This is a genomic window from Butyrivibrio sp. YAB3001, assembly GCF_900112195.1.
GTDB lineage: Bacteria > Bacillota > Clostridia > Lachnospirales > Lachnospiraceae > Butyrivibrio.
Genome location: NZ_FOKR01000018.1, coordinates 26,851 through 52,540 on the forward strand (window position 1 = coordinate 26,851; position 25,690 = coordinate 52,540).

The window sequence follows — 25,690 nt, forward strand, 5'->3', positions numbered from 1 at the left end:
TTTCGTGGGTATAGCCCATGGGGATGGTACTTTTTTTGTATCTTTTTTACTGTAATTTTTATTTTTTAAATTTTTTTATTTTTTGCTTGCATTTTATTTTAATTGGTAGTATTATATCACTTGTCGCTGAGACAACGCGACACAAAATAATATGCACCGCTAGCTCAGTTGGTAGAGCACCTGACTCTTAATCAGGTTGTCCAGGGTTCGAGACCCTGGCGGTGCACGCCGAGTACTGTTTTCGTGAGTATAACTCATGGGGATGGTATTTTTTTGTTTATACTTTTATTCAATCAAATACGCCAATTCTCACACGAGTGTGCGGACAAATATTCTGCAATTCAAACTCCATATTCATACAATTTGCAAATAGATTTGTTTACAAACATTCTTTAAAAAGAGCCTGAACATAAAAATGGCTTAGTTATGCATTTAACGCATTTCTAAGCCATTAGTTTTATTTGTTTTCTATATTTTTACTGTGCTTCCGGATTTGCTTTCTCAGGATTTTCAAGCATTTCCTGCATTGTATGCCATCCAAGAACAGCGCATTTTACTCTGGCAGGCATATGTGCAACGTCCTGAAGGGCTGCAGCTTCGTCAAGAGCTTCAATGCTCTCCTCATCTGTTATTTCACCCTTGATCATTCCCATGAATGTTCCTGCTAATTTGATGGCTTCATCCTTATTTTTACCAAGAATCTGATCAACCATCATATCAACTGATGCCTGCGAAATAGCGCATCCACTTCCATCATAGGAAGCATCTTCTATAACATCGCCATTTATCTTAAGATATAGAGTAATATCATCTCCACAGCTTGGATTTACACCTCTAAGAACAAGGTCTGCATTCTCTAGTTTTCCTTTGTGAACAGGATGAAGATTGTGTTCATTTACAATTTCTCTATATAACTGTTTAAGCTCCATAACCCATAACCTCTCTAACCTTAGACAGCTTTTCAATAAAATCTTTTACCTCAGCCTCAGTATTATAAAAATACACGCTTGCTCTTGCTGTAGAACCGGCGCCTATAAACTGCATAAGCGGCTGAGCACAGTGGTGACCTGCTCTTACACATACATGGTCATCATTTAAAACTGATGCCATATCATGCGGATGAACCCCGTCCATTGTAAACGTAACTATTCCGCAATGCTTTTTTGGGTTCTTAGATCCATATATTTTAATATAAGGCATCTTTGACAATCCGTCCATCAAAAGAGCTGTCAATTTGTGTTCCTGCTCCTGTATAAAGTCAAATCCTACATTTTGAATATATTTTATTGCTGCTGCAAGGCCAACTGCATCGCCTGCATTTACTGTTCCCGCTTCAAATTTATGCGGCAGCTCTGCATAAGTCGCATCTGTCCTTGTCACATATTCTATCATCTCACCGCCGGTAAGAAATGGCTGCATGTTCTCAAGCAGTTCTTTTCTTCCGTATAGTGCACCGATTCCCATTGGTGCCAGCATCTTATGTCCGGAAAAAGCAAAGAAATCTGCTCCAAGCTCTTTAACGTCAACCTTCATGTGCGGAGTAGACTGTGCTCCATCAACAACTACTATTGCACCTTTTGAATGGGCATATTCAGCAATTTCTTTTACAGGATTAGTCACGCCCATAACGTTAGAAACGTGTCCTATTGCTACAATCTTTGTTTTATTGGTAATCTTGGACTTATATTCTTCAGGTAAAATTGTGCCTTCCCCATCTGGCTCTAGAAATACGAGCTTAGCACCATTTCTCCTTGCCACCATCTGCCATGGAAGAAGATTGCTATGATGTTCCATAACGGATACTACTATCTCATCACCCTCAGATACATTATCCATTCCATAACTATAAGCAACGAGGTTTAATGATTCAGTTGTGTTTCTTGTAAATATAATCTCTTCGCTTCTTGCAGCGCCTATAAAGTCAGCCACAAGTTTTCTGGCATCTTCATATGCATCTGTAGCAGCAACGCTCCAGTCATATAATCCTCTTAGAGGATTGGCATTTGCTGTCTTATAAAAATGCTCAACCGCTTCTAAGACCTGTCTTGGTCTTTGTGAAGTAGCCGCATTATCAAAATATATATAATCCCCGGAATTTAAAATATCAAAATCCTGGCGAAATATTTCCGGTGAACTCATAATAATTCTCCTCTATTAACGCTAATATAACAGTGTAAAATATGACGCAAAGGTCAAAAATGATATCAAGGATTGTTTCGCACAATGCACACTCACAATCCTGCGTAACATCAGATCACATTCTGTATATAATACTGTACTTTCTGTGCAAGCTGCGGATCCGGTATTAACCTTGCAACGCTTTCAAGTCTTGCTTTTACCATGATGCTCTTTGCCATTTCTTCATCAATACCACGGGACTGCATATAAAAGAGTAAATCCTCTCCGAGCTGGCCAATAGTTGCTCCATGCCTTCCATCGACATCCTCTTCCTGACAAAGAATAATAGGCATTGATCGATTGATGACATCCTCACTAAGAAGAAGTGTGTCTTCCTGCTCGTTTCCAACTGAACCTGAACTGCCATTCTTAAAATCAATTGTAAATCTTAAGGTCTTCTGCGAATTATCCATCAGAACGCCCTTAAATTGCATCTGAGCATCAGTCTTTTTTCCTCTGTGGTCAGTTACATAATTGATATCGAGGAACCTTCCTTCTCTGCAAAGATATCCCATTTCGCAGTTAAATACAGCTTCTTTTCCCACAAGATTTGTGTAGCAGCCTGTCCATACATTCTTAGCTCCAAGCTCCAATGAAACTACATTTATTTGGCCTTTTTCAAAGCAAGCTCCGCCGATATCATCAAAATGAATAAATCCATCACCAAGAAGCTGTGTTTTAATCAGGTTAATCTTTGCACCCTCTTCAGCTAAAAGTCTGGTACTCACACCAAGAAATCCTGAGGAAGATTGCTCAGATGAATAATCCATTATTACTGTTACTTCTGAATTCTTTTTAGCATGAATCACATAAGAAGCAAGATTCCCCTGTCCCTCCTGCATATTAAAACGCAAGATAACAGGCTTTGAAACGACAGTATTTTCACTGACTGTATAAATATCTGTTGTGGCTGAAAGATCAACAAAGAGTCTGTCAACATCAATTCCCAAACCGGTTCTGACAGCCTGCTCTGCATCTCTATCTGAAGTATCTCCATTTGGCATCACAAAGTCATCGGAAATACTCATTATTCTTGATCTGTTTTTTCTGAACACATCACCGGCTTTGTCAAAAGGAATTTTCCTTTCCAATGAAACTCCCACAGGAACCTCATCAGCCTCCGGTCCAGAACAGGTATCAATACTGATATCCGAAAAAGAAAGTGTGCTGTCATTTACATGTAAAAAATTATATGTATAAACCGGCAGTACATTTACTTTCATATTTAAATCTGTATTCATGTACAATGCTCCTGACTTAATTTTAAAAATGCATCAAACCGCATATATCAGTGTCCGCTCATTTCAAGCTTGATAAGATTGTTCATCTCAACTGCATATTCAAGCGGCAATTCCTTTGAAACCGGATTGGCAAATCCACTGACGATCATTGCCTTGGCATCTTCTTCGCTTATGCCACGGGACATAAGGTAAAAAACAGCCTCATCACTGATTCTTCCGATCTTAGCTTCATGTCCTACATCTGCATCATTGGTGCGAATATCCATCGCAGGTATAGTATCTGCTCTGGAAATACTGTCAAGCATCAGTGAATCGCAAGAAACAGATGCTTTTGCTTTTTTAGCAGTTTTCTGTATTGTTACACTACTTCTGTAAGTTCCTATTCCACCATCTTTTGAAATTGACTTGGTAGAAATCACAGAAGAAGTTCTCTCTCCGACATGAACAACTTTTGCTCCGGTATCAAGATTCTGACCCTTTCCTGCGAATGTTATTCCGGTAAACTCCATCTTGGAATCATTTCCCTTTAAAATGGTCATAGGGTAAAGATATGAAGTGTGGGAACCAAATGATCCTGAAACCCACTCCATAATTCCACCTTCTTCAACAACAGCTCTCTTGGTATTAAGGTTATACATATTCTTAGACCAGTTCTCAATTGTTGAATAACGAAGTCTTGCATTCTTACCAACAAAAAGCTCAACACATCCCGCATGAAGATTGGCTACATTATATTTAGGTGCCGAACAGCCTTCTATGAAGTGAAGGTCTGCGCCCTCATCTACAATGATAAGTGTATGCTCAAACTGTCCTGCGCCTGCCGCATTAAGTCTGAAATAAGACTGAAGCGGTATATCTACTTTAACGCCCTTAGGAACATAAACAAATGAACCGCCTGACCACACAGCTCCATGTAACGCTGCAAATTTATGATCAGTAGGAGGAACCAGTTTCATAAAATGTTCTTTTATCATATCAGCGTATTCGCCATGTAATGCGCTTTCAAGATCTGTATATATTACTCCCTGAGCTGCAACCTCATCTTTTACATTATGATAAACAAGCTCTGAATCGTACTGAGCTCCTACTCCGGCAAGAGATTCTCTTTCTGCCTGTGGAATACCAAGTTTTTCAAAAGTATTCTTGATATCCTCCGGAACATCTTCCCATTTACCCTTCATATCAGACTTATGTCTTACATAGGAAGATATTCTGTCCATATCAAGACCTTCTATGCTTGGTCCCCAGTTCGGCATCTTGATTTCTTCATACAACTTCAAACACTTTAATCTGAAATCTCTCATCCATTCAGGATCGTTCTTTTCCTCAGAAACCTTTAAAACTGTTTCCTCGGTAAGACCTTCCTTCATACGATAGAAGTCCTGCTCGTTCTCTATATCTTTAAAATCATATAAACTGTGGTCTATATCAGCCACTATCTGCTTATTTTCACTCATATTATCCAAACTCCGCGAATGGCTCGTATGCTTTAATATCTTTTATCAGAATATTTTCGCACACTTATTTTTTCTATCGTTTATTCATTGCTAGCAGAAATATATTTCTCAAATCCATGTTCATTAATTTCATCAACAAGTGAACCATCACCGGTGTGAACTATATTCCCCTTAACAAGTACATGTGTATAGTCTACATGTAAGGATTCAAGAATCTTAGTACTGTGTGTGATTATTAAAAGAGCTCCGTCTTTCTTTTTCTGATATTCTTCAACACCCTTCGAAACAGTTCTTACAGCGTCTACATCAAGTCCTGAATCAGTCTCATCCAAAATAGCAAACTTAGGATTTAACATAAGAAGCTGAAGAATCTCAGCCTTCTTTTTCTCACCACCAGAAAATCCTACATTAAGATCTCTGTCTGCATAGGATTCATCCATTGAAAGAATCTGCATTGCTGCCTTTAATGATTTCTGGAAGGCAAGAAGCTTAACAGGTGCTCCTGTCTGAGCATGATATGCATTTCTTATAAAACTTCCAAGTGAGATTCCGGGAACTTCATAAGGATTCTGGAAAGATAAAAACATTCCCGCTTTAGCTCTCTTGTCTGTGGAAAAATCTGTAATATCCTGGCCATCGAAAATAATATTTCCACCGGTTACCTGATAATGTGGATTTCCCATAAGTGTAAAACCAAGTGTTGACTTACCTGCGCCGTTAGGTCCCATAAGTACATGTGTCTCTCCCGGCTTTATGTCTAAATTTATCTTATTAAGAATAGGTAATTCATTATCAATTGAAACCGATAAATCTTTAACCTGCAACAAAGACTGCTCTGACATAACAATAATTCCTTTCTATATATGTATATATCAATGTTTTTATTTCCCTACTAAGTTAATAGGAATTATATTAACATTGCCATTTTTTAAAGTCAAATGACAAACAAAAATAGTTTATCATAAAAAGACTTGACATACCATATAAAAGTGAGTAAAATACAATCTTGTCAGTAACACGCGGGTGTAGTTCAATGGTAGAACACCAGCCTTCCAAGCTGGATACGTGGGTTCGATTCCCATCACCCGCTTTTCTGATATTTTTTTTGCATTTTTTCTAAATGCAAATGAATTGCATTTGCATTTAATACTTATTAAAGGAGGTACCATGGAAATTATTTTTGATATTGTAATTGATGCTCTTATCGACTCACTCAAAATATTACCATTTTTGTTCATAACATACCTGATTATGGAATATCTTGAACACAAAACTCAGGATTTTACATCTTCAATAGTTGAAAAGACAGAGCATTTTGGTCCTTTATGGGGCGGTCTGATCGGTGTTTTCCCTCAATGTGGTTTTTCTGCGGCTGCTTCAAACCTATATGCAGGAAGAGTTATCACATTAGGAACACTCATTGCCATCTTCCTTTCAACTTCAGATGAGATGGTCCCTTTATTTATTTCCGAACAGGTTCCAATCTCTACACTTATTCAGATTCTTGCAATTAAAGCACTTATTGGAATCATCACAGGTTTTGCGATCGACCTTATCGTTCATGCTTATCACAAAGCTCATTCAAAGACTGCAAATGACCCTGTAAGGATTGAGGCATTATGTGAAAAAGAGCATTGTCATTGCGACGATGAAGAATCCTCCGGAGCTTTCGGAATCATTAAATCAGCTTTAGTTCACACAATTCACATTTTTATATTTGTACTTGTTCTTACACTCTTTTTAAATGCGGCTATTACTATTGTAGGAGAAGATAATCTTTCTCGTTTGCTAAAGACAAGTCCTGTTATCAGTCATATACTTGCAGGTCTCATAGGGCTTATCCCCAATTGTGCCGCATCTGTAATAATTACAAAGCTTTATTTGGATCAGATGATCACTCTTGGAACAATGATGTCCGGACTTCTTGTCGGAGCCGGAATAGGACTGCTTGTATTATTCAGAGTTAATGATGATAAAAAAGAAAATGTAAACATTACTGTTTTGTTGTTTGTGATCGGAACTATTTCAGGTCTTTTGATGGATCTTCTGAATATTACAATTTGATAGCTTAATGAGGAAAATTATCATGAATCAAAAAATTCATCCCGAATCTTATGACGACATCATTGAAAGAAACTGGCCTGAAGGAATAAAGAAAACTCATCAGCGAATTGATATATTTAAAATTCTTTACAAAGAAGATCTGCCCATTTCCGCAGCTGATATTTATGATACTCTGATAAAGGAACATCCTTCAGAAAAATATGCTTTTTCCACAATTTACAGAAATCTTATTGCCTTTGAAAAAGCAGGCGTGGTCACAAAGACAGTTTCATCAACCGAAGAAAATGCTCTTTATGAATTAAAAAGTGGAAAACACCGTCATTTTATTATTTGTCTTAAATGTCACAAAAGAATACCTATAAAGACATGTCCTTTGCATGACATTATGCATGATATAGAAGATACCGTTCCGGGTTTTGAAGTCACAGGTCATTCCCTGGAAATATATGGATATTGTAATGACTGTAAATCAGAATAATTATAGATATAACAGAAAAGCCACCGCACGCATCAGCGTGCGATGGCTTTATTTATGTACTGACTAAAGCAATTGATTATAAACTAATGTTAAAAATCTAATTGAATTAGTTTTTAGAAGCTTCTGATGTAGCTTCTGTTGATGCTTCAGTTGTAGTCTCTGTAGACTCTTCTGTTGTAGCTTCTGTAGCCTTCTCATCTGAAGAAGCCTCTGTAGCTGCCTCTTCTTTTGTTGTAGCTTCTGTTGAAGCCTCTGCTGATTCCTCAGTTGTTGCTTCTGTAGCTTCTTCAGCTGCTTCTTCTGTTGTAGCTTCTGTAGCAACTTCTTCTGAAGATGCTTCAGCTGCTGTCTCTTCTGTTGATGTCTCAACAGTTGCTTCTACTGATGTCTCCTCTGCAGGTGTCTCTACTGCTGCTTCACCGCATCCAGCAAGAACTGCTACTGAAAGTGTTAAAGCTGAAAGTAATGTTACGATATTCTTCTTCATAATATATAATCTCCTCTTCTTACATATACTTTGCAATCCTGATTGCAAGCCAATTGCTTCAGTACGAATAAGATTATATACTCCGAATTAGTCAATGTCACGAATAAAGTTGTGCATATTATCAGAACATTTTCTCTTTTTTTTGTCAGATTTTCACAAAAATTCTTTGTTTTTTATTCTATTCCGAAAAATATCCACCGTAACTCATAGTTGCAGAACCTGTTTCAGAGTCCATTCCAAACACTAATGAAACTCCATTTTCTGAAACGTCTTTAAGATTTTCAGCTAACACATTGTAGGATATATCATTAGAATCTTTTAAAACAAATTCCCATGTATCGCTGTCAGCATGGATCTGTATCTTCACTCCCATAAGGGTATATCCCGCCTGCAATATTTCTCCATCACTCAGATAGTTATCTGAATATGTACCCGCAGTCACATCATGAAGCATAATGCTTGTAATATCTACACCCATCTTATTTACTACATATGCGTCAACTAAGATATTTTTTGCTTCCTCAGCATTCTTCTGAGACTCCTGCTTATAAGTTCCATCGAGTTTTGATTGTACAACGCCATAGTCTGCGATAAGTTCTGTTATTGAAGGCAATACTTCATCAATCTTTTTGTTGCTCATATTTGTAAAGTCTATCGCCAAAATTTCTGAATACTTAACACCAAGGGCATCAAGCTCAGATCTTAACGAAGTATCAGCTATATCAAGATATCTTTCCTCTGCAGCTTCTCTAACGGTACTTAGTTTATTTCTTGCATCTTCAGCTTCGCTTAATTTTTCCTCAGATGGCTTACAGCCGGCAAGCATGGTTACCATGGTCAAAAGCAGCAATAGTACTAGTCTTTTCTTTTTCATTTAGTCCTCCAATTTTTATTAAGTCTAGTCCTATTATAACCTTTAATCTGCATCTGCCAACAAACAATTGCTAAGATAATAGTAATCCATGATAAGTCCAACAACATGTGTATAACTTACTTTTCCAGAGGATACTCCATTTACTTTCAGGTTAGTGTCTATAAAAGCATCTGCTGCTTTTTTTACGACCTCAGTCTTAAGCACTGCCTTAGCTTCAACCTGCTTCCATCCATCCTGAGAAAGAAATTCATTATCATACCTTACTCTTTTTGAGATCTTTACGTGTGAATCGTATTCTTCTTTACTTACAGCCTTGTAGAAATCATTGTTTATATAATTTAGCACCCCAAGATATCCACTATACTGAAAAACAATGTCATCAGAGTTGATGCAGGCTAAAAAACCAAAAAAATTTGCTTCATCTTCATAAATATAACCATGAGTATGTGCAAGTTCATGGCACATGGTAAAAGGCTTGTTCATAAGATTCATAGTATCGTTATAATTTGCTTCCATTGAAAATGGGAAGTAATAGCCCTGCATGTACTGCTGGCACATAAAATCCGAAAAATAAAGTGCCTTGGGCGTCACATAATATCCTCCAAGTCTGGGGTAATCATCTGAAAGTTTTGACATTGACTCAATTGCGGTAAGCTGCATGTTCCCATCAAACATTACATTACCGTTTTCATCATGTGGAACCTGTGCTGATAATTCATTGCATTTTTTTACAACATAATCTCTGAGATTCGCCAGCTCTTCCAATGTATAATCTTCTTTGGCATAAGTATTTATTACATGAAGTTTTGAACAGTGATATAACACAAAGCAATTGAGAGACATGACAACACAGGTTATTGCAAGGATTCTTGGTGTCAGAATATAAAGAACATCTGATATGGAAGAAAAAATTCTTTTCACAGAGAAAAAAACTTTCTTATGACTTCTTGCTGCCTTGTCATAAACTATAAATATTGTATGCACAACAATGAATAGAATTGTAAATGTTAAATATATAGTAATAGCAACAAGCATAACTTCCCCCACTGAAAATGGGAATCTGCTTGTAATGCGTCCATATATACTTGTTATCACCGGAAAAATATGTGTGACATAGTAATCAGAAAAATCCTGACTAATCCATGAGATAAGATTAAAAATAATACATAAAAAGATTGTTATAATAACCCATAAAGAATAAGCTTTCTTTCCTTTTACCATAAAACCCCTCCCAAATATCCCCTCAAAATAATTTTACAATCCAAATATGAACGCATAATGTACAAAAACAAGAAAATAATTCACAATTTATATACATTTTCAATGTATAATTCATTTTAAATTATATTTTCTTAGTGTAGTTTATCTGTTTATTATATTTAATTTCATCTTCATTTTGTACATTTATCACAACATTAAAATTATCCTGACCTGCTTGTTATTTAACAAATCAAATAGAATATGTACTTGTATGTATAAACAAAAAAAGATAAAGAATACTCTGTCATGTTTTTGGAACGTGCAATAACTAATATATAAAGAATTTGTTAAATCATGAATGTGTCCGTACACTAGTACACTCTTGTTTTTAAACGAATATGTTACAATAAACACATATAAATAATTAGATAATTATGGAAGGATCAATATTATGCGATTATTACTGGCTGATGACGAGGTAGAACTCGTTAATGCTCTTGTTGCAATACTTAAACATTCAAATTACTCCGTAGATGCTGTTTACAACGGAAAAGATGCTTTGGATTACGCTCTTAGCGGCAATTATGACGGAATTATTCTTGACATCATGATGCCCGGTCTTGATGGAACCGAAGTTCTCAAGATGCTCCGTGATAAAGGAATTTCTACACCGGTACTATTCCTAACAGCCAAGACAGAAGTTGATGACAGGATAAAGGGACTTGACCTTGGAGCAGATGACTATATTCCAAAACCCTTTGATATGGGAGAACTTCTTGCAAGAATTCGCGCAATGCTCAGAAGAAAATCAGATTTTTCCCAGCCAAAACTAACCTGCGGAAATCTTACTCTTGACCGTTCAGGATATGAATTATCTACCCCTGATCACGACAATATCCGACTTTCAGGAAGAGAATTTCAGATGCTTGAAATGCTGATGACATCTCCCGGAAGAATTATTTCTGTCGATACTTTTATGGATCGTATATGGTCGGATGGTGAAGCAGATGTAAATGTTGTATGGGTTTACATCTCAAATTTAAGAAAAAAACTTACATCTCTGGAAGCTAGCTGTGAAATCAAGGCTTCCCGTGGACTTGGATATTCTATCAATGCAATTAAAGAATAATAACTTGTAAGGCAGATCATTTTTTTGCAGAGGTCTTTCTATGGTAAAAAAGCTTAGGAAAAAATTTGTAATAACTGCAATGTTGTCTCTTTTAGTAATAATCATCGTAATGATCAGTGTCATAAATGCTGCAAATATTTTTAGCATGGTAAGCGATGCCGATAAAATTCTTTATACCCTGACTTCCAATAATGGTTTTTTTCCGGGACTTATAGCGCCAACTGATCCTAGAATCTTTAATAAAGATAACGACAACAATCAGGATTTATCAGAGGTTCAGGCTCCACCTCCTATTTCTGATGATTTTATTAAACAGAAAATTTTTACTTTCGACAGACTAAATAACACCAGGTCTATGGAAATGCCCTATCAGTCCAGATATTTCTTTGTCCGTTTTAATTCTGAAGGCATGATCACAGAGGAGAACCTGACACATATTGCCGCTGTCTCTCTCTCTGATGCAAGTACCATTGCAACAGCTGTATTTAATGGGAAAAAGAATTCCGGTTTTTACCACTCATACAGATACAGTAAAAAAGAAACTGATAATGGCTCAATTCTGATTGTTTTTGTAGACCTCAGTTCCGCCCTGATAAGTGCTTTTAAACTTCTTCTTCAGACGCTTTTTATCGGTGCCGTTGCGCTTGTTGCCATGTTCATACTGGTTTACCTGTTTTCAAGTCAGGCTGTTGCTCCTGTTGTTGAGTCACTTGAAAAGCAAAAGCAATTTATTACTGATGCAGGACATGAGCTTAAAACTCCTCTTGCAGTTATTTCTGCAAACATAGATGTTTTGGAACTTGAATCCGGTAAAAATGAATGGACAAGCAGCGTAAGAAATCAGATAAAACGCATGAACAGTCTTGTCAAAAACCTCCTGACTTTATCAAGAATGGATGAAGAGAGGATGCATGTGGTATTTAGCGACTTTGATCTTAGTAACACTGTAAGAGAAACTGCGATTTCTTTTCAGGCTATCGCTGAATCAAAAAATAAAAAATATACTTTTGATATTACTGATAATATTCATATTACCGGTGACAAAAACTCAATGAATCAGCTAACCTCACTGCTTCTTGACAATGCCATGAAGTATTCAAGTGAAAACGGAGTCATTAGTTTATCACTCACAAAAGAAAAAAACATTGTGCTTGATATTTCAAATACCTGTGACAAAGTTCCCGAAGGAAATCTTGACAGATTATTTGACAGATTTTACCGGGCAGATTCATCGCGAAGCCGTGATACCGGCGGATATGGCATAGGTCTTTCTGTGGCAAGGGCGATAGCAATTTCCCATGGCGGAAATATCAAAGCAGTTAAAGATGGTGATAAAATTATCAGGTTTGTTGTCACATTGCCAATACAAGCGCCAAAGAAGAAATAAAAATACATGTTTTTTTCGTAAAAAAGGCTGTTTTTAGTGGTTATAACGTGATGTATATCGTATAATAGTTACATAAAATTCTTTTTTCCGGAGGATGCTTATGTACAAAAAGGGCGATAAAGTTATCATCTTGGATTATAATGGAAAACCTTTGGTTCCACACGTTGTTGCGGAAATCGAAGATGTTTACGGGCCGGACAGGGTAAGATTATTACTCCCGGACAATGCTTGCTGTCTTGAGTTCACCGACAGATTTGAACCAATTGATGAAGAGACCTACGACAGCTATCTTCATTCTGTTCATGAAAGAGAAAAAGAAATACCCGTAGATTTGCAGATTGATATAAGAAAATTTGCGTCTAAACATCCGCGTCGCAGAATGGACGAAATTATCAAAAAATTTGACCTTGATAAGCGCTATTGTTCAATTCTAAACGCATATCTTGGGCGTGTACGGATGTATGGAAAAGAGAATATAAATGAAAGATTTCTTTATGAATACAATGAAGCATTGTACGGAATAATAGAAACCAGAACATTTTTCCATGATCTGGATCCATCAATAAAGATTCCTGATCTGAATTGATGTTGCACAACTTAGTTACTGGAGCGAGTGAACTTTAACCATTTTTGCAACAATGAATGTCTAATGCTATATTGTCATCGCCATACCAATTATAAGGTAGATATATGGCGTGGATGTCAATTGTGCAAAAGAAACCTGATTATAAACAAAATAAGAGATTATCGGGAGTGCGTAGATTATAGCTGCGCTCTCCCTTTTTCTTGCCTTTATAAGCTTTATCAAAATACTTATAAAAAGCCCTAAATACAAAAACGCTCCAAGAATCCCTCTTTCAATCAGTATAGTAAAAAGTTCACAGTGCGAATTTGTAAGAGCGCTTCCGCCAAAAGCATCTATAAATAATCCCTTTAATTCTTCATTTTCCAAGGCATATACATAAAGGCAGTCCTGTCCAATTCCGACAAATCTCTGCCATCCGGAAAATCCCTCAAATACCCTGGCACTCAATCTAAGGATCAGACCTCTTCCGTTTCCAAAACTATCACTAAAATTATTGAGCAAAAAGAATATTGCTGTAGCAGCCCCTGATATCATTCCAATAGAGTATATTCTTTTTGTGAGTTTTTCACTATATTCTACGTTTATTTCTTCAAATAATCTTAAGAGGCTGTAAGCAAAAAATGCCACAGCAATCAGCACAAGTCCGACATGTTTTTCGCACAGACCTATGAGAATATTGTTTTCATAATTATATTTTTTATGGAAAAAGAGTAATAGAATATCAACTATTGTCATTGATATTCCAAGAATCAATAACTGAATTAGAAATCTTTTTATAGCTTCTCTGTCAGATAATGAACACCATAAAAGCAGCAGGTAGGAAGACATAATAATAAGGGCTGCTCCATTACTTCCTTGTATTAAAAGTGCTATCAGACCTGCTATTGTATAACCCCCGCTAATAAAAAAATTCATTGAGAATTCTTTTTGAATATACATGATACCTATTCCAACAGGAACCCATATAGACAAATATCCGGAAAACCATCCTATATTTCCAAGAGTAGCCAAAAATGAGGGATTCTTTCCTTCAATTGCAAATGGGTAATTTCCGAAGCGATTAAGTATAGATAAAATAAATTCCAAGAATGGAATTATCATTACAATATAAAAAATAAGCTTTCCTTGTCTTTTCCACTTTCTAAAAAAGAAGCAAAAAGCAAGGCTCATAATTGTTGAAAATAGACCGGTTCTCCAGCCTTCATAGCCCCAAAATGCTGTTTTCTTATCAATTGAAAACATATATGTTATCAGACAAGACACCAAAGTTCCATAAAAAAAATACTGAGCTGTCGTTAATTTTTCAGAATTTTTGCATTGTTCTTTCCGCTTATTTTTTACATACTCATAAACATACCCAGTCAAAAATATTATAAAAAAAGGTATGCTCAGCGCAAAATAACATTTAGCTTTTGCCTCTCCAAGGTTATAATACCCCGACTTCATATAAAGCGGAAGAACTGTACAAAGCAAAATAGCATATAATGAAAAAAGATACTGCATTCTTATACCTCGAGATACCGCCTGATAAATGTATTATCAGGAACAATCTCAAATTCCATTCTCTTTTTGGTGGACGGATGCTTTAACTCAAATCTGTAACTGACAAGACAGACACTGTTTATACCTCTAGCTTCTGAATAAGCCTTTGATGCCTCCGTCGGATACTTATTATCGCCCAGGATCGGATGTCCTATATTTGCAAGCTGTACTCTTATCTGATGAAAGCGACCCGTTATCAGCTTTATTCTTAAAAGAGTTTCCTCTTCGCCCCTTGCAACAACTTCATAGTTTAACTTTGCTTTCTTTATATCTCCTGCGATTATTCTTATCTTTTCGCCATTATCCCCTGTTATGCAGTTGTCCTTGCAGTTATTTTTCTCTTCTTCAGAAACAACTCTTGCCAAGCCATCTTCAGTCCTTGCAAGATAGTTTTCTAAACATCCTTCATTTTCTTCTATCACGCCATGGCATAGTGCATAGTAATATTTCTGAGTAGTTCTGTTTTTTATCTGTGCCGATATATCTGTAGCTGCTTTCTTTGTTTTTGCAAGGATAAGGACTCCCTCCACCGGCTGGTCCAATCTGTGAACAGTTACAACATATGCAGGTTTTCCGGTAGCTTTTTTGTCCTTATTTTTACGACTAAGATAATTTCTTGCTGCGCTGACCACATCCATGTTGTAGGCTCTTGCCCCTTCAGTTGCAATACCAGCCGGCTTGTGGCAGACAAGAATATCTTCATCTTCATAAATGTACTTAATTTCTTTCATTATAATTCCTCAAAAAACTCCTATCCAGCTATCAACCGGACAGGAGTTCCTATCATACTTTAAATCTGTAACCAACACCCCAGATAGTTTCTATATACTGCGGATTTGATGTGTCATATTCAATTTTCTCACGGATTTTCTTGATATGCACTGTAACTGTCGCAATATCTCCGATTGAATCCATGTTCCATATTTTCCTGAAAAGTTCTTCCTTGGTAAATACGTGGTTTGGATTCTCTGCAAGGAAAGTAAGAAGATCAAACTCTTTGGTTGTGAAGCTCTTTTCCTCATCATCCACATATACTCTTCTTGCAGTCTTATCGATCTTAAGGCCTCTGATTTCAACAAAATCATTGTTCTCATGGCCTGAACCAACAAGTCTAGAATATCTTGCCATATGTGCTTTAACCCTTGCAACAAGTTCTGAAGGGCTGAAAGGCTTTGTGATATAATCGTCAGCACCAAGTCCCAGGCCTCTTATCTTATCGATATCATCTTTTTTTGCTGATACCATAAGAATCGGAACATCCTTTTTTTCTCGTATGTGTTTACATACTTCAAATCCATCCCCGGTAACATAAGGTCAAGAATTACCAGGTCAAATTCCTCAGCCAACGCGGTTTCAAGACCTGCATCACCAGTGTTCTCAATCTTAACTTCAAAGTCGCTTAATTCAAGATAATCCTTTTCAAGATCAGCAATAGCCTCTTCGTCCTCAACAATAAGAATTCTACTCATACACGTCCTTTACCTTTCTTTAGTATAGTTCTGCGTGCAACATTTAGTTTGCTTGATGTTCTACTGTAACTGCTTCCTGAGTGTCTGCATACTCAACATATTTACGTAATACAAAGTGCATGCAGGTTCCTTCTCCCTCATGGCTTGTAGCCCAAATATAGCCGCCATGATCTTCGATGATCTTTTTAACAATTGATAGACCAATTCCACTTCCTCCCTGCTTGGAGTTTCTGGAAGCATCTGTTCTGTAAAATCTGTCGAAAATATTAGGTATATCTGCCTGTGCAATTCCTTTACCGTTATCTTCCAGTTCTACTCTTATGGAATCAATCTCATCCAAAATCCTGATATCGATCTGGCCGGAGCCGTCGTCTCTATCAAGATATTTAACACTATTACTTACTACGTTATTGATTACTCTCTTTATCTGTTCCGGGTCTGCAACAATCTGTGTATCCGGTGCTGTAAGATTAGAGTAATTAAGTTTTATTGATTTACTTTCAAGATCTGCACCGATTTCTTCAATACAGTCCCCAAAATAATCTCCTACATTCAACCTTATAAAATTATAAGGAATTCTGTTATTATCAATACTTGAATATAAAGTCAACTCATTTATAAGGTTATTCATATCATTAGCCTTGTTATAAATGATTCTGACATATTTCATCTGTTTCTCAGGATTATCAGCTACTCCCTCAAGGAGACCTTGTGAATAACCCTTTATCGCAGTGATAGGCGTCTTTAGATCGTGGGAGATATTACTGATAAGCTCTTTATTCTGCTTTTCTCTCTCTATCTTTTCCTCAGCTGATTCCTTAAGCCTAAGTCTCATATCCTCGTAGTTACGATACATGGCTCCGATCTCGCCTTTTTCCTTGACATCAGTCGGAAGCATATAATCGAAGTTACCATCCTGAATATGCTGCATTGCAATATTAAGTTCATCTATCGGCTTAAAGAAACTGTTTCCTATCCACGTTGTCAGCAATAAGCTTGTGATAAGAAGAATAACGATTATCGCTATTCCCATATAAATGAATAGTGATGCTGTTAAAACTGTCCTTATTCCGGAAATAATGTAAATACTCCATCTGTCTCCAGTAGAAAGGCCATAATCAAGCTGCTTAACCAAATGCTTGGAAGCAGTGTAATATATTCCGTTAATATCCGTACCATACCCTGGAAGTTCACCTATTACTTCATATGCCCGATTAAGATTAGCTGCGTAAAAAATCGAACCATTTTTTACAATTAACAGATATGAATACTTTGATGCAAGTTCTCTATCAATCTTCTCTAAAAAAAGTCTGTCTTCTAAAACATATGGATCTAAGGTCAATGCTACTTCTATTTCAGTTGTAACAACATCTGCCATATTTGCAAAAGATTCACTGGGATCTGAAACCATGCTGTAATCAAATCCCTTTGATAATTCATTTAGCTTTTGCTGATATACCAGATATCTTCCTAGCGCAAAAAATGTACCAATCGCTAGTATGATGGGAATAACGACTATTGCCAATGAAGTAATTAAAAGCTTAGTACGAAAACGCATTTATTCCCCCCTATGCTGTAATATCCAGCAAGGTATTATGTGCAAAATGTCCATACCCCTAACATAAGTATATCATAAAAATGTAACAGATTGTTAATACGTTATTTCTTATTAAATTATATTTTAGTAATTTTCAATTTTTTTAAATTTTTTATCTTATATAGATATATTTTATATATCGGCTAGTTTTATACGAAAATAAAGAGACCGTATTGTCATCTCAATTTGTAATCAAGATGACACTGCAGTCTCTGTTTATTATCTTATATATTCTTGGATTTGAAACTCAAGCCTGTACTCAAATAAGTCATTTGAAGTCAATTACTTTAAATGCCTATTTGCTTACTCATTCAATGTTGCACAAAAATGCATTATATTTCCATAATCAAATGTTCAAAAGTTTGCTGTACTCAGCAAGTGCTCCATCTGTCTCATGTGCAAGAACTTTCTTTGCAAGAACTTTACCAAGCTGAACGCCTTCCTGGTCAAAGCTGTTGATATTCCATACAAAGCCCTGGAACATGACCTTGTTCTCGAAGTGTGCAAGAAGTGCGCCAAGTGACTTAGGATCAAGCTCATCTCCAATAATAATACTTGAAGGTCTTCCACCCTTGAAGTTCTTGTTAAGGTTATCATCCTTCTTTCCGCAGGCAAAAGCTACAATCTGAGCAGCTACATTAGCACAGAGTTTCTGCTGGCTTGTGCTGTCCTGGATATTAACGTCATTCTGAAGCTGACTGTTCTTAAATCCAATGAACTGGAGCGGAATAATATCTGTTCCCTGGTGAAGGAGCTGATAGAATGAATGCTGTCCGTTTGTTCCTGGCTCACCAAAGATAACAGGACCAGTTACATAGTTTATAGGATCACCAAAACGGTTTACGCTCTTACCGTTTGATTCCATATCAAGCTGCTGAAGATGTGCAGGGAAACGGCTAAGTCCCTGAGAATATGGAAGAACTGCTGTGCTGCCATAACCAAGGATATTTCTCTCATAAACACCGATCATTGCATCGAGCATTGCAGGATTCTTGAGCAAATCTTTGTTGGTTGCAAGCTTATCTTCTTCTGCTGCTCCATCAAGGAACTGAGCAAATACTTCTGGTCCGAATGCAAGTGAAAGAACTGCTCCGCCAACGCCTGAAGTTGAAGAATAACGTCCACCGATATAATCATCCATGAAGAAAGCTTCAAGGTAGTTATCACTCTTTGCAAGTGGTGAAGTCTCTGATGTTACAGCTATCATATGCTTTGAAGCATCAAGACCTGCCTTCTTAAGTGCGTCTGTTACAAAAGACTCGTTTGTAAGTGTTTCAAGAGTTGTTCCAGACTTAGAAACAAGAATAAAGATAGAATGTGCAACATCTACTGAATTAAGAACTGCAGATGCGTCATCAGGATCTACATTACTGATGAACTTTGCTTCCATTTTGAAATTGCCTGTTCTCTTTGCCCAGTTCTCAAGTGCAAGATACATAGCTCTTGGGCCAAGATCAGAACCACCGATACCTATCTGAACAACAGTTGTGAATTTCTCTCCCTTTGCATTTGCAATCTCACCTGAGTGAACTTTATTTGCAAAGTCAGCAATTCTCTTCTGTTCCTTAACATAAAACTCGCGCTTATCTACACCATCAGCTACAACCTTTTCTCCAAGCTGGCCTCTGGTAAGCTGATGAAGAACCATTCTCTTTTCACCAGTATTGATCACTTCTCCATTGTAAAGAGCTTCATACTTTTCAACGAGCTGTGCCTCAGATGCAAGTTCTGAAAGTGCTGAAAGAACATTGTCATCAACCTCTTTAGCAGCATAGTTGAAAGCCATTCCTGCAGCCATAGGAACTGAATAGTTCTTAACTCTCTCCGCTCCGCCTTCGCCTGTCATAGCGCTTACAAGATCAACCTTTGCCACTTTTTTAAGCTCGTCATAAGACTTAAGTGTGTCAAGATTATTCCAATTTACCATCTTCTAGTCCTCCTGTGTGGTTCACGTTATGTAATTTATAAAAAAACGTATCCCGTGCCTTATCAAGTGTACCATTCATAAATTGTCTGTGCAATTCCATAGAACTTAATATCACAAAGATTTCAAAAGCTCCATAGTTACTGCGGCACAATCTTTGGCTGCTTTATTTTCAAATTCGACGTAATCTTTTATCTCGCTTCCGTCTGCTTTATCTGAAATTGCGCGGATAATAAGAAATGGAATATTATTGAGGAAACATGCCTGAGCAATTCCTGCTCCTTCCATCTCTGTGCAAATTCCGGAAAAGTCTTTTATTATCGCATCTTTGACTTTTGGGTCACAAATAAACTGATCTCCGCTGCAAACTCTTCCTTCAAAAACCCCCAGATCAGGCGCTGCAATACTGATTGCTGCTTTTGCTTTACCTCTAAGTTCATCATCAGCCTTAAAAGACTGTACTCCAAGCTGCGGGATTTCTCCTTTTTTATAACCAAAAATAGTCGCATCCACATCATGGTAGCAGGCATCTGTTGAAAGAACTATATCTCCGATATTAATTCTTGCATCTAAAGAACCTGCAGCTCCTGTATTTATCACATGTGTAACTCCAAATGTATCCACAAGTATCTGAACACAGATACCTGCATTTACTTTACAGATTCCGCTTCTTACAACGACTACTTCTGTATTTCCGATTTTTCCTTCATAAAACTCCATGGAAGCTTTCTTAACAGTGTTTTTTACTTCCATATTTTTCTTGAGGGTTTCAACCTCGACTTCCATTGCTCCGATAATTCCGATTTTCATACTATTCCCTTTATACTTTCTTTTTTATATTGATAGGCCTCTTATTCCCTGCCCGATTCATGGAATACTTCATAAGAATCATGAAGATAACCACGTATATTATCATAATCACGATTGGCAATAGCTGTATAGAGTGTATCAACCATAAAAAGCTGCGCAAATCTTGAACTTGTTACACCGCTTTTTTTATCAATTTCAGGAGAAGTTGTAAAAAGAACATAATCACATCCGGTAGTAAGAGGATTATTTCCGAGTTTAGTAACAGCAAGCGTTACTGCTTCCTTTTCTTTTGCAATGTTAAAAATCTGCATGATTTCTTTATTCTTAGCATTGTCGACAAAGAAAATTGCAACATCATCAGGCCCAATCTGTGATACAGTCATCATGTTCATATGATGATCCTGATTGAATACCACATTATAGTGTATCCTAAGAAGTTTGCAGTAAAAATCATATGCAGCAACTCCGGCAGTACCAACACCGAAAACCTGAATCTGTCTGGCAGAAACTATCCGTGTGACAACCTCACTGAATGTCCCTGTATCAAACAATCTATATGTTGTCTGAATCGCCTGGACACTGGTCGCGCAAATATTATCAGCTATCGACTGTAATGAAGTATACTCGTTCACATCCTTAAAAGCAATCTTGGGACCGCCTTTATCTGCCTGCTGTAAAGATACATTTGCTTCTGAATAATAGGCATTTTTTAATTCTTTAAGGCCGGAATACCCTATAGCCTGAGCAAATCTTGTCCATGCAGCCTGAGTTGTTCCTGATAATCTCGCAAGTTCTTTTATCGGATACTGAAAAAGGTCATCCTTTCTCTCAAGAACAAAATCTGCAACCATTCTCTCTGCAGCCGGCAAATTGTCGTAACAGCTCTTAATCTTTTCACTGACAATGTTCATAAACGCTCTCCTATGAAATTAGCAAGCAATTGTCGCACTGAACGGTATAACAGTTACATTAAATAACTGATCTGATATATTACATTTTCGCAATTAAACAATAAATTAAAAACGTAATATCAATTACATATTTAGTATACATTAAAACTAATTTCAGTATCGAAATTAATTTTCAACAATTTGAAAAGATACTATAAAATATTTATAAAGTGACCTCTATTTTTTGTCGTTCTATGGTATGCTACTAGAAGTAGGAGTTTCTTTATATATTCTTATTTTCTTTTAAATATGGGCATTATTGTGCAAAGATTTGCACTTGGCGCATAGCGCAGGAAAGGAGACTAGATTATGAAGTGGGTATGTCAGGTATGTGGTTACGTTCATGAAGGCGATCAGCCCCCGGAGGCTTGTCCTGTATGTAAAGCTCCCGCATCCAAATTCACCAAACAGGCTGAAGATTTGGTATGGGCTGCAGAGCATGTTGTAGGAGTTGCAAAAGGAGCACCTGATGACATTATCGAGGACCTTCGTTCAAACTTTACCGGAGAGTGTTCAGAAGTTGGTATGTATCTTGCAATGAGCCGTCAGGCTTATCGTGAAGGCTATCCTGAAGTTGGCGATTATTATGCAAAGGCTGCCTGGGAAGAGGCTGAACATGCTGCTAAGTTCGCTGAACTTCTTGGCGAAGTTCTCACAGATTCAACCAAGAAGAATCTCGAGATGCGTGTAGATGCTGAGAACGGCGCAACTCAGGGCAAGTTCGATCTTGCAAAGAGAGCTAAAGCTCTTGATCTTGATGCAATTCATGATACAGTTCATGAGATGGCAAGAGACGAGGCAAGACACGGCAAGGCATTCAAGGGACTTCTTGACAGATATTTTAAATAATAAAAACTCTATTAAATGCAAGTCAAATTGGCTTGTATAATATGCACTGAGTTCTTAAGAACGCTCAATCATTCTATAAACAAAAGAGAATCAATAGACAACTGTCCTTTGATTCTCTTTTTATTATCGTTTATTCGTGTGTCGTAAAATTAAAAACCTTTTTCCCTGTCATCACAAAATATCATGAATCGAAGAACTGACGACCATCATCAGTAACTAATCTCTCTGACTGAGGATACTCAAAAATAGCCTGATTATCAGCATTTTTCTCAAGATAATCTGCAAACTTTTCAGCATGCCATTTAGCAAGCCAAAGGTTATGCATAAGATAGTTTCCGCAGTTCTCTTCGTTTGAACCGGGAACGCTGTCAGCATCTTTTACAGATCTGAAAGCTCTGAGAAGAAGATCATGTATCTCCTTAGGTGCGCGGTTTCCTTTAAGGATAAGATAGAATCCTGTAAGGCATCCCATTGGTCCCCAGTAGATTACTTCGTCCTTCCAATCAGGGTCATTACGAAGAAATGTTGCGATCAAATGCTCAAGAGTATGCATTGCAGCTACATCCACTGCAGGCTCTCTGTTAGGTCTTGTAACCCTTATATCATAAGTTGTAATAATCTTATCTCCGAGAACATCCTGTCTGCTGACAAAAATACCCGGAACGATCTTTGTGTGATCAACTGAAAAACTAGGTATTAAATCCATTTTAATCCTCCTTTTTACCTTTGCTATCTATTACTTATTCATTTCTTCAACAATTATGTCAACAATTGTATCAGTTGCTGAATGTAAGCTGCTGCGATGCATGTTTTCGATGAACTGCTCACGGTTTTCGTAGAGATCTTCTATTGTTTCTACCAAAATATCCTCATCAAGCTCATCATTATCTATCACAAGAGAAAATCCCTGCTTTTCAAATGAGCGGGCATTTAACATCTGGTCGCCTCTGCTCGATTTTGTTGAAAGTGGAATCAGGATATTAGGTTTTCTAAGCGCAAGTAATTCACATATTGAATTAGCACCTGCTCTTGATACAACAATATCAGCCATAGCAAAAATATCTTTTAACTCGTTCTTTACATATTCAAACTGTTTGTATCCAGGAACAGAAAGCTTTAAGTTATCCATTTTTTCTTTTCCACAAATATGAACAACATTAAAGTTCGGAAGAAGTCTTGGAAGCGCAAAACGAACTGTTTCATTTACAGACTGTGCGCCAAGGCTTCCGCCAATTACCATAAGAACCGGCTTATCATCTGTAAATCCGCAAAGCTTTTTGCCTGCTTCTCTTGAACCCATTCCCAGTTCGTCTCTGATAGGAGTTCCTGTAAGTACAGCCTTGTCAGCCGGTAAAAGACTCATAGTTTCCGGGAAATTACAGCAGATCTTTCTTGCGCCTGTCATGCTAAGCTTATTTGCAAGTCCCGGTGTCATATCTGATTCATGGACAATATACGGAATATGCAATACTCCAGCTGCTCGTACAACAGGGACACTTACAAAACCACCTTTTGAAAAAACGATATCCGGTTTTATCTTTTTTAATAAAGTTAATGCTTCAGTGAAACCCTTTAATACTCTGAATGGATCTGAAAAATTCTTTGGATCGAAATATCTTCTAAGCTTACCTGTAGCAATCCCAAAATAAGGAATGTTGTAATCTTCAATAAGCTTTTTCTCGATTCCGCTATAGGAACCGATGTAATAAATATCAAATCCGGCTTTTTTAAGGGCTGGAATAAGGGCAATATTTGGTGTTACATGTCCTGCACTTCCGCCACCTGTAAGAACTATCTTCTTAGCCAATGATTCACTCACGATCTCAACCTTCTTTCACAATCAATTCTCTGCCTTCATTGCCTGTTCTATTGCATAAGAGAGCTGATCCGGGCATGAAGTATTCTTGAATCCGCACTTAATTCCGCGAAGCTTTGAAATAGCATCTTCACCTTTCATACCTTCAACAAGTCTCGCAACTCCCTGAAGATTTCCGTTACAGCCGTTTGTAAATTCGACATGCTTTATTATTCCATCTTCAACATCGATATCTATTTGAGTTGAACATGTACCTTTTGTCTTGTATATCATTTGATTACTCCTTTTTAGCTCCGATTCGTATTGAAAAAATGATAGGCTTTTTAACAATACATAATTCGCTGTATAAGTATATCATTTTTTTGTGCATTGTGGAAATTGGTGTTAAAATCAATAAAGCATTACATACTTCATGTAATAAACAGGCCAATAATAAATAAATTTGAAAGATATATAATAATGACCAATAAAAATAATCCAACTTTTTTTATAAAAAAACTTCTTTGTACCATACTTATATTTGCAGTTCTAATAGCCTCTGTAGTCTTTATCTTTGATCCATTTTATCATTATCATAAACCCTGGTTTGGGCTAAAGGCAGTACTAAATGATAAAGAATACCAATGCGTAGGAACACTTAGAAATTTTGATTATGATGCGCTTTTGGTAGGTTCATCTGTAATGGAGAATAACAATAATGCCTGGTATGATGATGCTTACGGTGTTAAGTCAATAAAGGCTATCCGATCCTATGGCGCAACTGCTGACCTGTGTTACCTTATGGATATTGCTTACGAAAATCACAATATAAAAAGAGTTTTCTACAATATTGATCCGTCTTCGCTGTCCGCTTCAGCTGAGACAACCTATAAGTCAACCGGATGCCCTATGTACCTGTATGACAAAAATCCGCTTAACGATGTTCAGTATCTTTTCAATAAGGATGTCCTTTTTGAAAAGATTCCATACGAGATTGCTAATTCTTTTATAGGTAATTATGATGAAGGTTCATCCTATAACTGGGCTCAGTGGAAGACATTCAGTACAGTGCAGGCACTATCAATTTATTACAGGAAAAAAGATGTTACTCCAATGATGCCTGAAACTGTATATCAGTCAGAACTTGATGCCAACATAAAGCTCCTTGCATCTCAGGTTGAAGCTCATCCTGAAACTGAATTTATTTTCTTTTACCCTGTATATTCAATGCTTTGGTGGGATGGAATAGTAAGAACAGGTGAGAGAGATGCCTACATTTACAATGAGATACAAATGACCAAAGCTCTCCTTAGTTACCCTAATGTAAAGATTTACTGTTTCCAGGCTGAGGAAGAGATTGCCACAAATCTTGACAATTACATGGACTCAATTCATTTTTCACAGGAAATCAATCGCTACATGCTGGATAAAATAATTGCCGGTGAAAATGAGCTTACTACCGACAATTATGAAGATAAGCTAAACGAAGTAAAAGCTTTCTCTGATAAAGTAGTAAATCAGTATATTATTCCTTATGAAAAGGATGATATGCTAATATATGAATAAAAAATCAAGCCCCTCACGATTAAAGTGAAGGGCTTTTTATTGAATAGGAAATACCTATTCAATAAAAAACGCTCCGCTATGGATGCGCACTCGCGCGAAATGAATGT

24 protein-coding genes, 2 tRNA genes and 1 pseudogene are annotated in these 25,690 nt (G+C 37.0%); 9 read left to right on the plus strand and 18 right to left on the minus strand.

Annotated features, from left to right (window positions below; all coding sequences use genetic code 11):
• Positions 1 to 153: 153 nt before the first annotated feature.
• Positions 154 to 226: transfer RNA gene (locus BM086_RS16085), tRNA-Lys, on the plus strand.
• 250 nt (positions 227 to 476) lie between these two features.
• Here the strand turns inward: BM086_RS16085 and sufU are convergent.
• From sufU to sufC, 5 genes are all read right to left on the minus strand, one after another.
• The gene (gene sufU / locus BM086_RS16090) at positions 477 to 929 is read right to left on the minus strand and encodes a Fe-S cluster assembly sulfur transfer protein SufU (RefSeq protein ID WP_092329387.1); all 453 of its coding nucleotides are present in this window, start codon (positions 927 to 929) and stop codon (positions 477 to 479) included.
• Positions 919 to 2,139: an aminotransferase class V-fold PLP-dependent enzyme gene (locus tag BM086_RS16095; RefSeq protein ID WP_092329391.1), complete on the minus strand. Its 1,221-nt coding sequence runs from the start codon at positions 2,137 to 2,139 to the stop codon at positions 919 to 921. Before BM086_RS16095 ends, sufU begins: the two co-directional genes overlap by 11 nt.
• Before the next feature lie 110 nt (positions 2,140 to 2,249).
• Positions 2,250 to 3,419, minus strand: coding sequence for a SufB/SufD family protein (locus BM086_RS16100; RefSeq protein WP_092329395.1), 1,170 nt, complete (start codon positions 3,417 to 3,419; stop codon positions 2,250 to 2,252).
• A gap of 47 nt (positions 3,420 to 3,466) precedes the next feature.
• Positions 3,467 to 4,876, minus strand: a complete 1,410-nt coding sequence (sufB, locus tag BM086_RS16105) for a Fe-S cluster assembly protein SufB (RefSeq protein WP_092329400.1) — start codon at positions 4,874 to 4,876, stop codon at positions 3,467 to 3,469.
• Between the two features lie 80 nt (positions 4,877 to 4,956).
• A complete protein-coding gene (sufC, locus tag BM086_RS16110) occupies positions 4,957 to 5,718 on the minus strand; it encodes a Fe-S cluster assembly ATPase SufC (protein WP_092329405.1) in 762 nt (253 codons plus the stop codon).
• Between the two features lie 177 nt (positions 5,719 to 5,895).
• Between sufC and BM086_RS16115 the strand changes: the two genes are divergently transcribed.
• The 3 genes from BM086_RS16115 to BM086_RS16125 all read left to right on the plus strand — a co-directional run bounded on the left by BM086_RS16115 (position 5,896) and on the right by BM086_RS16125 (position 7,418).
• Positions 5,896 to 5,966: transfer RNA gene (locus tag BM086_RS16115), tRNA-Gly, on the plus strand.
• Positions 5,967 to 6,043: 77 nt separating this feature from the next.
• On the plus strand, positions 6,044 to 6,940 hold the full coding sequence (locus BM086_RS16120; RefSeq protein WP_092329410.1) for a putative manganese transporter: 897 nt from the start codon (positions 6,044 to 6,046) through the stop codon (positions 6,938 to 6,940).
• 22 nt (positions 6,941 to 6,962) lie between these two features.
• A complete protein-coding gene (locus BM086_RS16125; protein WP_175560328.1) occupies positions 6,963 to 7,418 on the plus strand; it encodes a Fur family transcriptional regulator in 456 nt (151 codons plus the stop codon).
• A 106-nt stretch (positions 7,419 to 7,524) separates the two neighbouring features.
• On the opposite strand, the gene BM086_RS16130 is transcribed toward BM086_RS16125, so the two are convergent.
• The 3 genes from BM086_RS16130 to BM086_RS16140 all read right to left on the minus strand — a co-directional run bounded on the left by BM086_RS16130 (position 7,525) and on the right by BM086_RS16140 (position 10,000).
• On the minus strand, positions 7,525 to 7,905 hold the full coding sequence (locus BM086_RS16130; RefSeq protein WP_092329419.1) for a hypothetical protein: 381 nt from the start codon (positions 7,903 to 7,905) through the stop codon (positions 7,525 to 7,527).
• Positions 7,906 to 8,083: 178 nt separating this feature from the next.
• The gene (locus BM086_RS16135; protein ID WP_092329423.1) at positions 8,084 to 8,779 is read right to left on the minus strand and encodes a hypothetical protein; all 696 of its coding nucleotides are present in this window, start codon (positions 8,777 to 8,779) and stop codon (positions 8,084 to 8,086) included.
• Between the two features lie 42 nt (positions 8,780 to 8,821).
• Complete coding sequence (locus BM086_RS16140; protein ID WP_092329427.1) at positions 8,822 to 10,000, minus strand: DUF3810 domain-containing protein; 1,179 nt, start codon at positions 9,998 to 10,000, stop codon at positions 8,822 to 8,824.
• A gap of 430 nt (positions 10,001 to 10,430) precedes the next feature.
• Here BM086_RS16140 and BM086_RS16145 point away from each other — a divergent pair, with 430 nt between their 5' ends.
• The 3 genes from BM086_RS16145 to BM086_RS16155 all read left to right on the plus strand — a co-directional run bounded on the left by BM086_RS16145 (position 10,431) and on the right by BM086_RS16155 (position 13,081).
• A complete protein-coding gene (locus BM086_RS16145; protein WP_092329431.1) occupies positions 10,431 to 11,108 on the plus strand; it encodes a response regulator transcription factor in 678 nt (225 codons plus the stop codon).
• Between the two features lie 40 nt (positions 11,109 to 11,148).
• Entirely contained in the window at positions 11,149 to 12,495 is a 1,347-nt protein-coding gene (locus BM086_RS16150) for a sensor histidine kinase (protein WP_092329436.1), read from the plus strand.
• 100 nt (positions 12,496 to 12,595) lie between these two features.
• Positions 12,596 to 13,081: a hypothetical protein gene (locus BM086_RS16155; protein ID WP_092329440.1), complete on the plus strand. Its 486-nt coding sequence runs from the start codon at positions 12,596 to 12,598 to the stop codon at positions 13,079 to 13,081.
• A 66-nt stretch (positions 13,082 to 13,147) separates the two neighbouring features.
• Here BM086_RS16155 and BM086_RS16160 read toward each other — a convergent pair whose 3' ends face one another.
• From BM086_RS16160 to BM086_RS16190, 7 genes and pseudogenes are all read right to left on the minus strand, one after another.
• Positions 13,148 to 14,584 carry a hypothetical protein gene (locus BM086_RS16160; RefSeq protein ID WP_092329443.1) on the minus strand — a complete coding sequence of 479 codons (1,437 nt, stop codon included), beginning with the start codon at positions 14,582 to 14,584 and terminating at the stop codon, positions 13,148 to 13,150.
• A gap of 2 nt (positions 14,585 to 14,586) precedes the next feature.
• A complete protein-coding gene (locus BM086_RS16165; protein WP_092329448.1) occupies positions 14,587 to 15,354 on the minus strand; it encodes an RluA family pseudouridine synthase in 768 nt (255 codons plus the stop codon).
• A gap of 52 nt (positions 15,355 to 15,406) precedes the next feature.
• Positions 15,407 to 16,092 (minus strand): annotated as a pseudogene (locus tag BM086_RS16170) (response regulator transcription factor).
• Positions 16,093 to 16,135: 43 nt separating this feature from the next.
• A complete protein-coding gene (locus BM086_RS16175) occupies positions 16,136 to 17,650 on the minus strand; it encodes a sensor histidine kinase (RefSeq protein ID WP_092329452.1) in 1,515 nt (504 codons plus the stop codon).
• A gap of 385 nt (positions 17,651 to 18,035) precedes the next feature.
• Complete coding sequence (locus BM086_RS16180; protein WP_092329457.1) at positions 18,036 to 19,616, minus strand: glucose-6-phosphate isomerase; 1,581 nt, start codon at positions 19,614 to 19,616, stop codon at positions 18,036 to 18,038.
• 111 nt (positions 19,617 to 19,727) lie between these two features.
• Positions 19,728 to 20,423, minus strand: a complete 696-nt coding sequence (locus BM086_RS16185; RefSeq protein WP_092329462.1) for a 5'-methylthioadenosine/adenosylhomocysteine nucleosidase — start codon at positions 20,421 to 20,423, stop codon at positions 19,728 to 19,730.
• 41 nt (positions 20,424 to 20,464) lie between these two features.
• Entirely contained in the window at positions 20,465 to 21,334 is an 870-nt protein-coding gene (locus BM086_RS16190) for a MurR/RpiR family transcriptional regulator (RefSeq protein ID WP_092329466.1), read from the minus strand.
• 345 nt (positions 21,335 to 21,679) lie between these two features.
• Here BM086_RS16190 and BM086_RS16195 point away from each other — a divergent pair, with 345 nt between their 5' ends.
• Positions 21,680 to 22,222 carry an NADH peroxidase gene (locus BM086_RS16195; RefSeq protein WP_092329470.1) on the plus strand — a complete coding sequence of 181 codons (543 nt, stop codon included), beginning with the start codon at positions 21,680 to 21,682 and terminating at the stop codon, positions 22,220 to 22,222.
• Positions 22,223 to 22,403: 181 nt separating this feature from the next.
• On the opposite strand, the gene BM086_RS16200 is transcribed toward BM086_RS16195, so the two are convergent.
• Genes BM086_RS16200 through BM086_RS16210 form a run of 3 tightly spaced genes read right to left on the minus strand, consistent with a single transcriptional unit; the run spans position 22,404 to position 24,311 of the window.
• Positions 22,404 to 22,928 (minus strand): S-ribosylhomocysteine lyase, encoded by a 525-nt coding sequence (locus BM086_RS16200; RefSeq protein ID WP_092329474.1) that lies wholly within the window; start codon positions 22,926 to 22,928, stop codon positions 22,404 to 22,406.
• Positions 22,929 to 22,958: 30 nt separating this feature from the next.
• Positions 22,959 to 24,041, minus strand: a complete 1,083-nt coding sequence (locus tag BM086_RS16205; RefSeq protein ID WP_092329479.1) for an undecaprenyldiphospho-muramoylpentapeptide beta-N-acetylglucosaminyltransferase — start codon at positions 24,039 to 24,041, stop codon at positions 22,959 to 22,961.
• A gap of 21 nt (positions 24,042 to 24,062) precedes the next feature.
• Positions 24,063 to 24,311 carry a TIGR03905 family TSCPD domain-containing protein gene (locus BM086_RS16210; protein ID WP_092329484.1) on the minus strand — a complete coding sequence of 83 codons (249 nt, stop codon included), beginning with the start codon at positions 24,309 to 24,311 and terminating at the stop codon, positions 24,063 to 24,065.
• A gap of 186 nt (positions 24,312 to 24,497) precedes the next feature.
• Between BM086_RS16210 and BM086_RS16215 the strand changes: the two genes are divergently transcribed.
• Entirely contained in the window at positions 24,498 to 25,583 is a 1,086-nt protein-coding gene (locus BM086_RS16215; RefSeq protein WP_092329620.1) for a hypothetical protein, read from the plus strand.
• Positions 25,584 to 25,690 lie beyond the last annotated feature (107 nt).

What these genes read in the sequence shown, in the direction of transcription:
- sufU (WP_092329387.1), bottom strand. Translation starts at nt 929, where the DNA reads ATGGAGCTTAAACAGTTATATAGAGAAATTGTAAATGAACACAATCTT.
- BM086_RS16095 (WP_092329391.1), bottom strand. Translation starts at nt 2,139, where the DNA reads ATGAGTTCACCGGAAATATTTCGCCAGGATTTTGATATTTTAAATTCC.
- BM086_RS16100 (WP_092329395.1), bottom strand. Translation starts at nt 3,419, where the DNA reads ATGAATACAGATTTAAATATGAAAGTAAATGTACTGCCGGTTTATACA.
- sufB (WP_092329400.1), bottom strand. Translation starts at nt 4,876, where the DNA reads ATGAGTGAAAATAAGCAGATAGTGGCTGATATAGACCACAGTTTATAT.
- sufC (WP_092329405.1), bottom strand. Translation starts at nt 5,718, where the DNA reads ATGTCAGAGCAGTCTTTGTTGCAGGTTAAAGATTTATCGGTTTCAATT.
- BM086_RS16120 (WP_092329410.1), top strand. Translation starts at nt 6,044, where the DNA reads ATGGAAATTATTTTTGATATTGTAATTGATGCTCTTATCGACTCACTC.
- BM086_RS16125 (WP_175560328.1), top strand. Translation starts at nt 6,963, where the DNA reads ATGAATCAAAAAATTCATCCCGAATCTTATGACGACATCATTGAAAGA.
- BM086_RS16130 (WP_092329419.1), bottom strand. Translation starts at nt 7,905, where the DNA reads ATGAAGAAGAATATCGTAACATTACTTTCAGCTTTAACACTTTCAGTA.
- BM086_RS16135 (WP_092329423.1), bottom strand. Translation starts at nt 8,779, where the DNA reads ATGAAAAAGAAAAGACTAGTACTATTGCTGCTTTTGACCATGGTAACC.
- BM086_RS16140 (WP_092329427.1), bottom strand. Translation starts at nt 10,000, where the DNA reads ATGGTAAAAGGAAAGAAAGCTTATTCTTTATGGGTTATTATAACAATC.
- BM086_RS16145 (WP_092329431.1), top strand. Translation starts at nt 10,431, where the DNA reads ATGCGATTATTACTGGCTGATGACGAGGTAGAACTCGTTAATGCTCTT.
- BM086_RS16150 (WP_092329436.1), top strand. Translation starts at nt 11,149, where the DNA reads ATGGTAAAAAAGCTTAGGAAAAAATTTGTAATAACTGCAATGTTGTCT.
- BM086_RS16155 (WP_092329440.1), top strand. Translation starts at nt 12,596, where the DNA reads ATGTACAAAAAGGGCGATAAAGTTATCATCTTGGATTATAATGGAAAA.
- BM086_RS16160 (WP_092329443.1), bottom strand. Translation starts at nt 14,584, where the DNA reads ATGCAGTATCTTTTTTCATTATATGCTATTTTGCTTTGTACAGTTCTT.
- BM086_RS16165 (WP_092329448.1), bottom strand. Translation starts at nt 15,354, where the DNA reads ATGAAAGAAATTAAGTACATTTATGAAGATGAAGATATTCTTGTCTGC.
- BM086_RS16175 (WP_092329452.1), bottom strand. Translation starts at nt 17,650, where the DNA reads ATGCGTTTTCGTACTAAGCTTTTAATTACTTCATTGGCAATAGTCGTT.
- BM086_RS16180 (WP_092329457.1), bottom strand. Translation starts at nt 19,616, where the DNA reads ATGGTAAATTGGAATAATCTTGACACACTTAAGTCTTATGACGAGCTT.
- BM086_RS16185 (WP_092329462.1), bottom strand. Translation starts at nt 20,423, where the DNA reads ATGAAAATCGGAATTATCGGAGCAATGGAAGTCGAGGTTGAAACCCTC.
- BM086_RS16190 (WP_092329466.1), bottom strand. Translation starts at nt 21,334, where the DNA reads ATGAACATTGTCAGTGAAAAGATTAAGAGCTGTTACGACAATTTGCCG.
- BM086_RS16200 (WP_092329474.1), bottom strand. Translation starts at nt 22,928, where the DNA reads ATGGATTTAATACCTAGTTTTTCAGTTGATCACACAAAGATCGTTCCG.
- BM086_RS16210 (WP_092329484.1), bottom strand. Translation starts at nt 24,311, where the DNA reads ATGATATACAAGACAAAAGGTACATGTTCAACTCAAATAGATATCGAT.
- BM086_RS16215 (WP_092329620.1), top strand. Translation starts at nt 24,498, where the DNA reads ATGACCAATAAAAATAATCCAACTTTTTTTATAAAAAAACTTCTTTGT.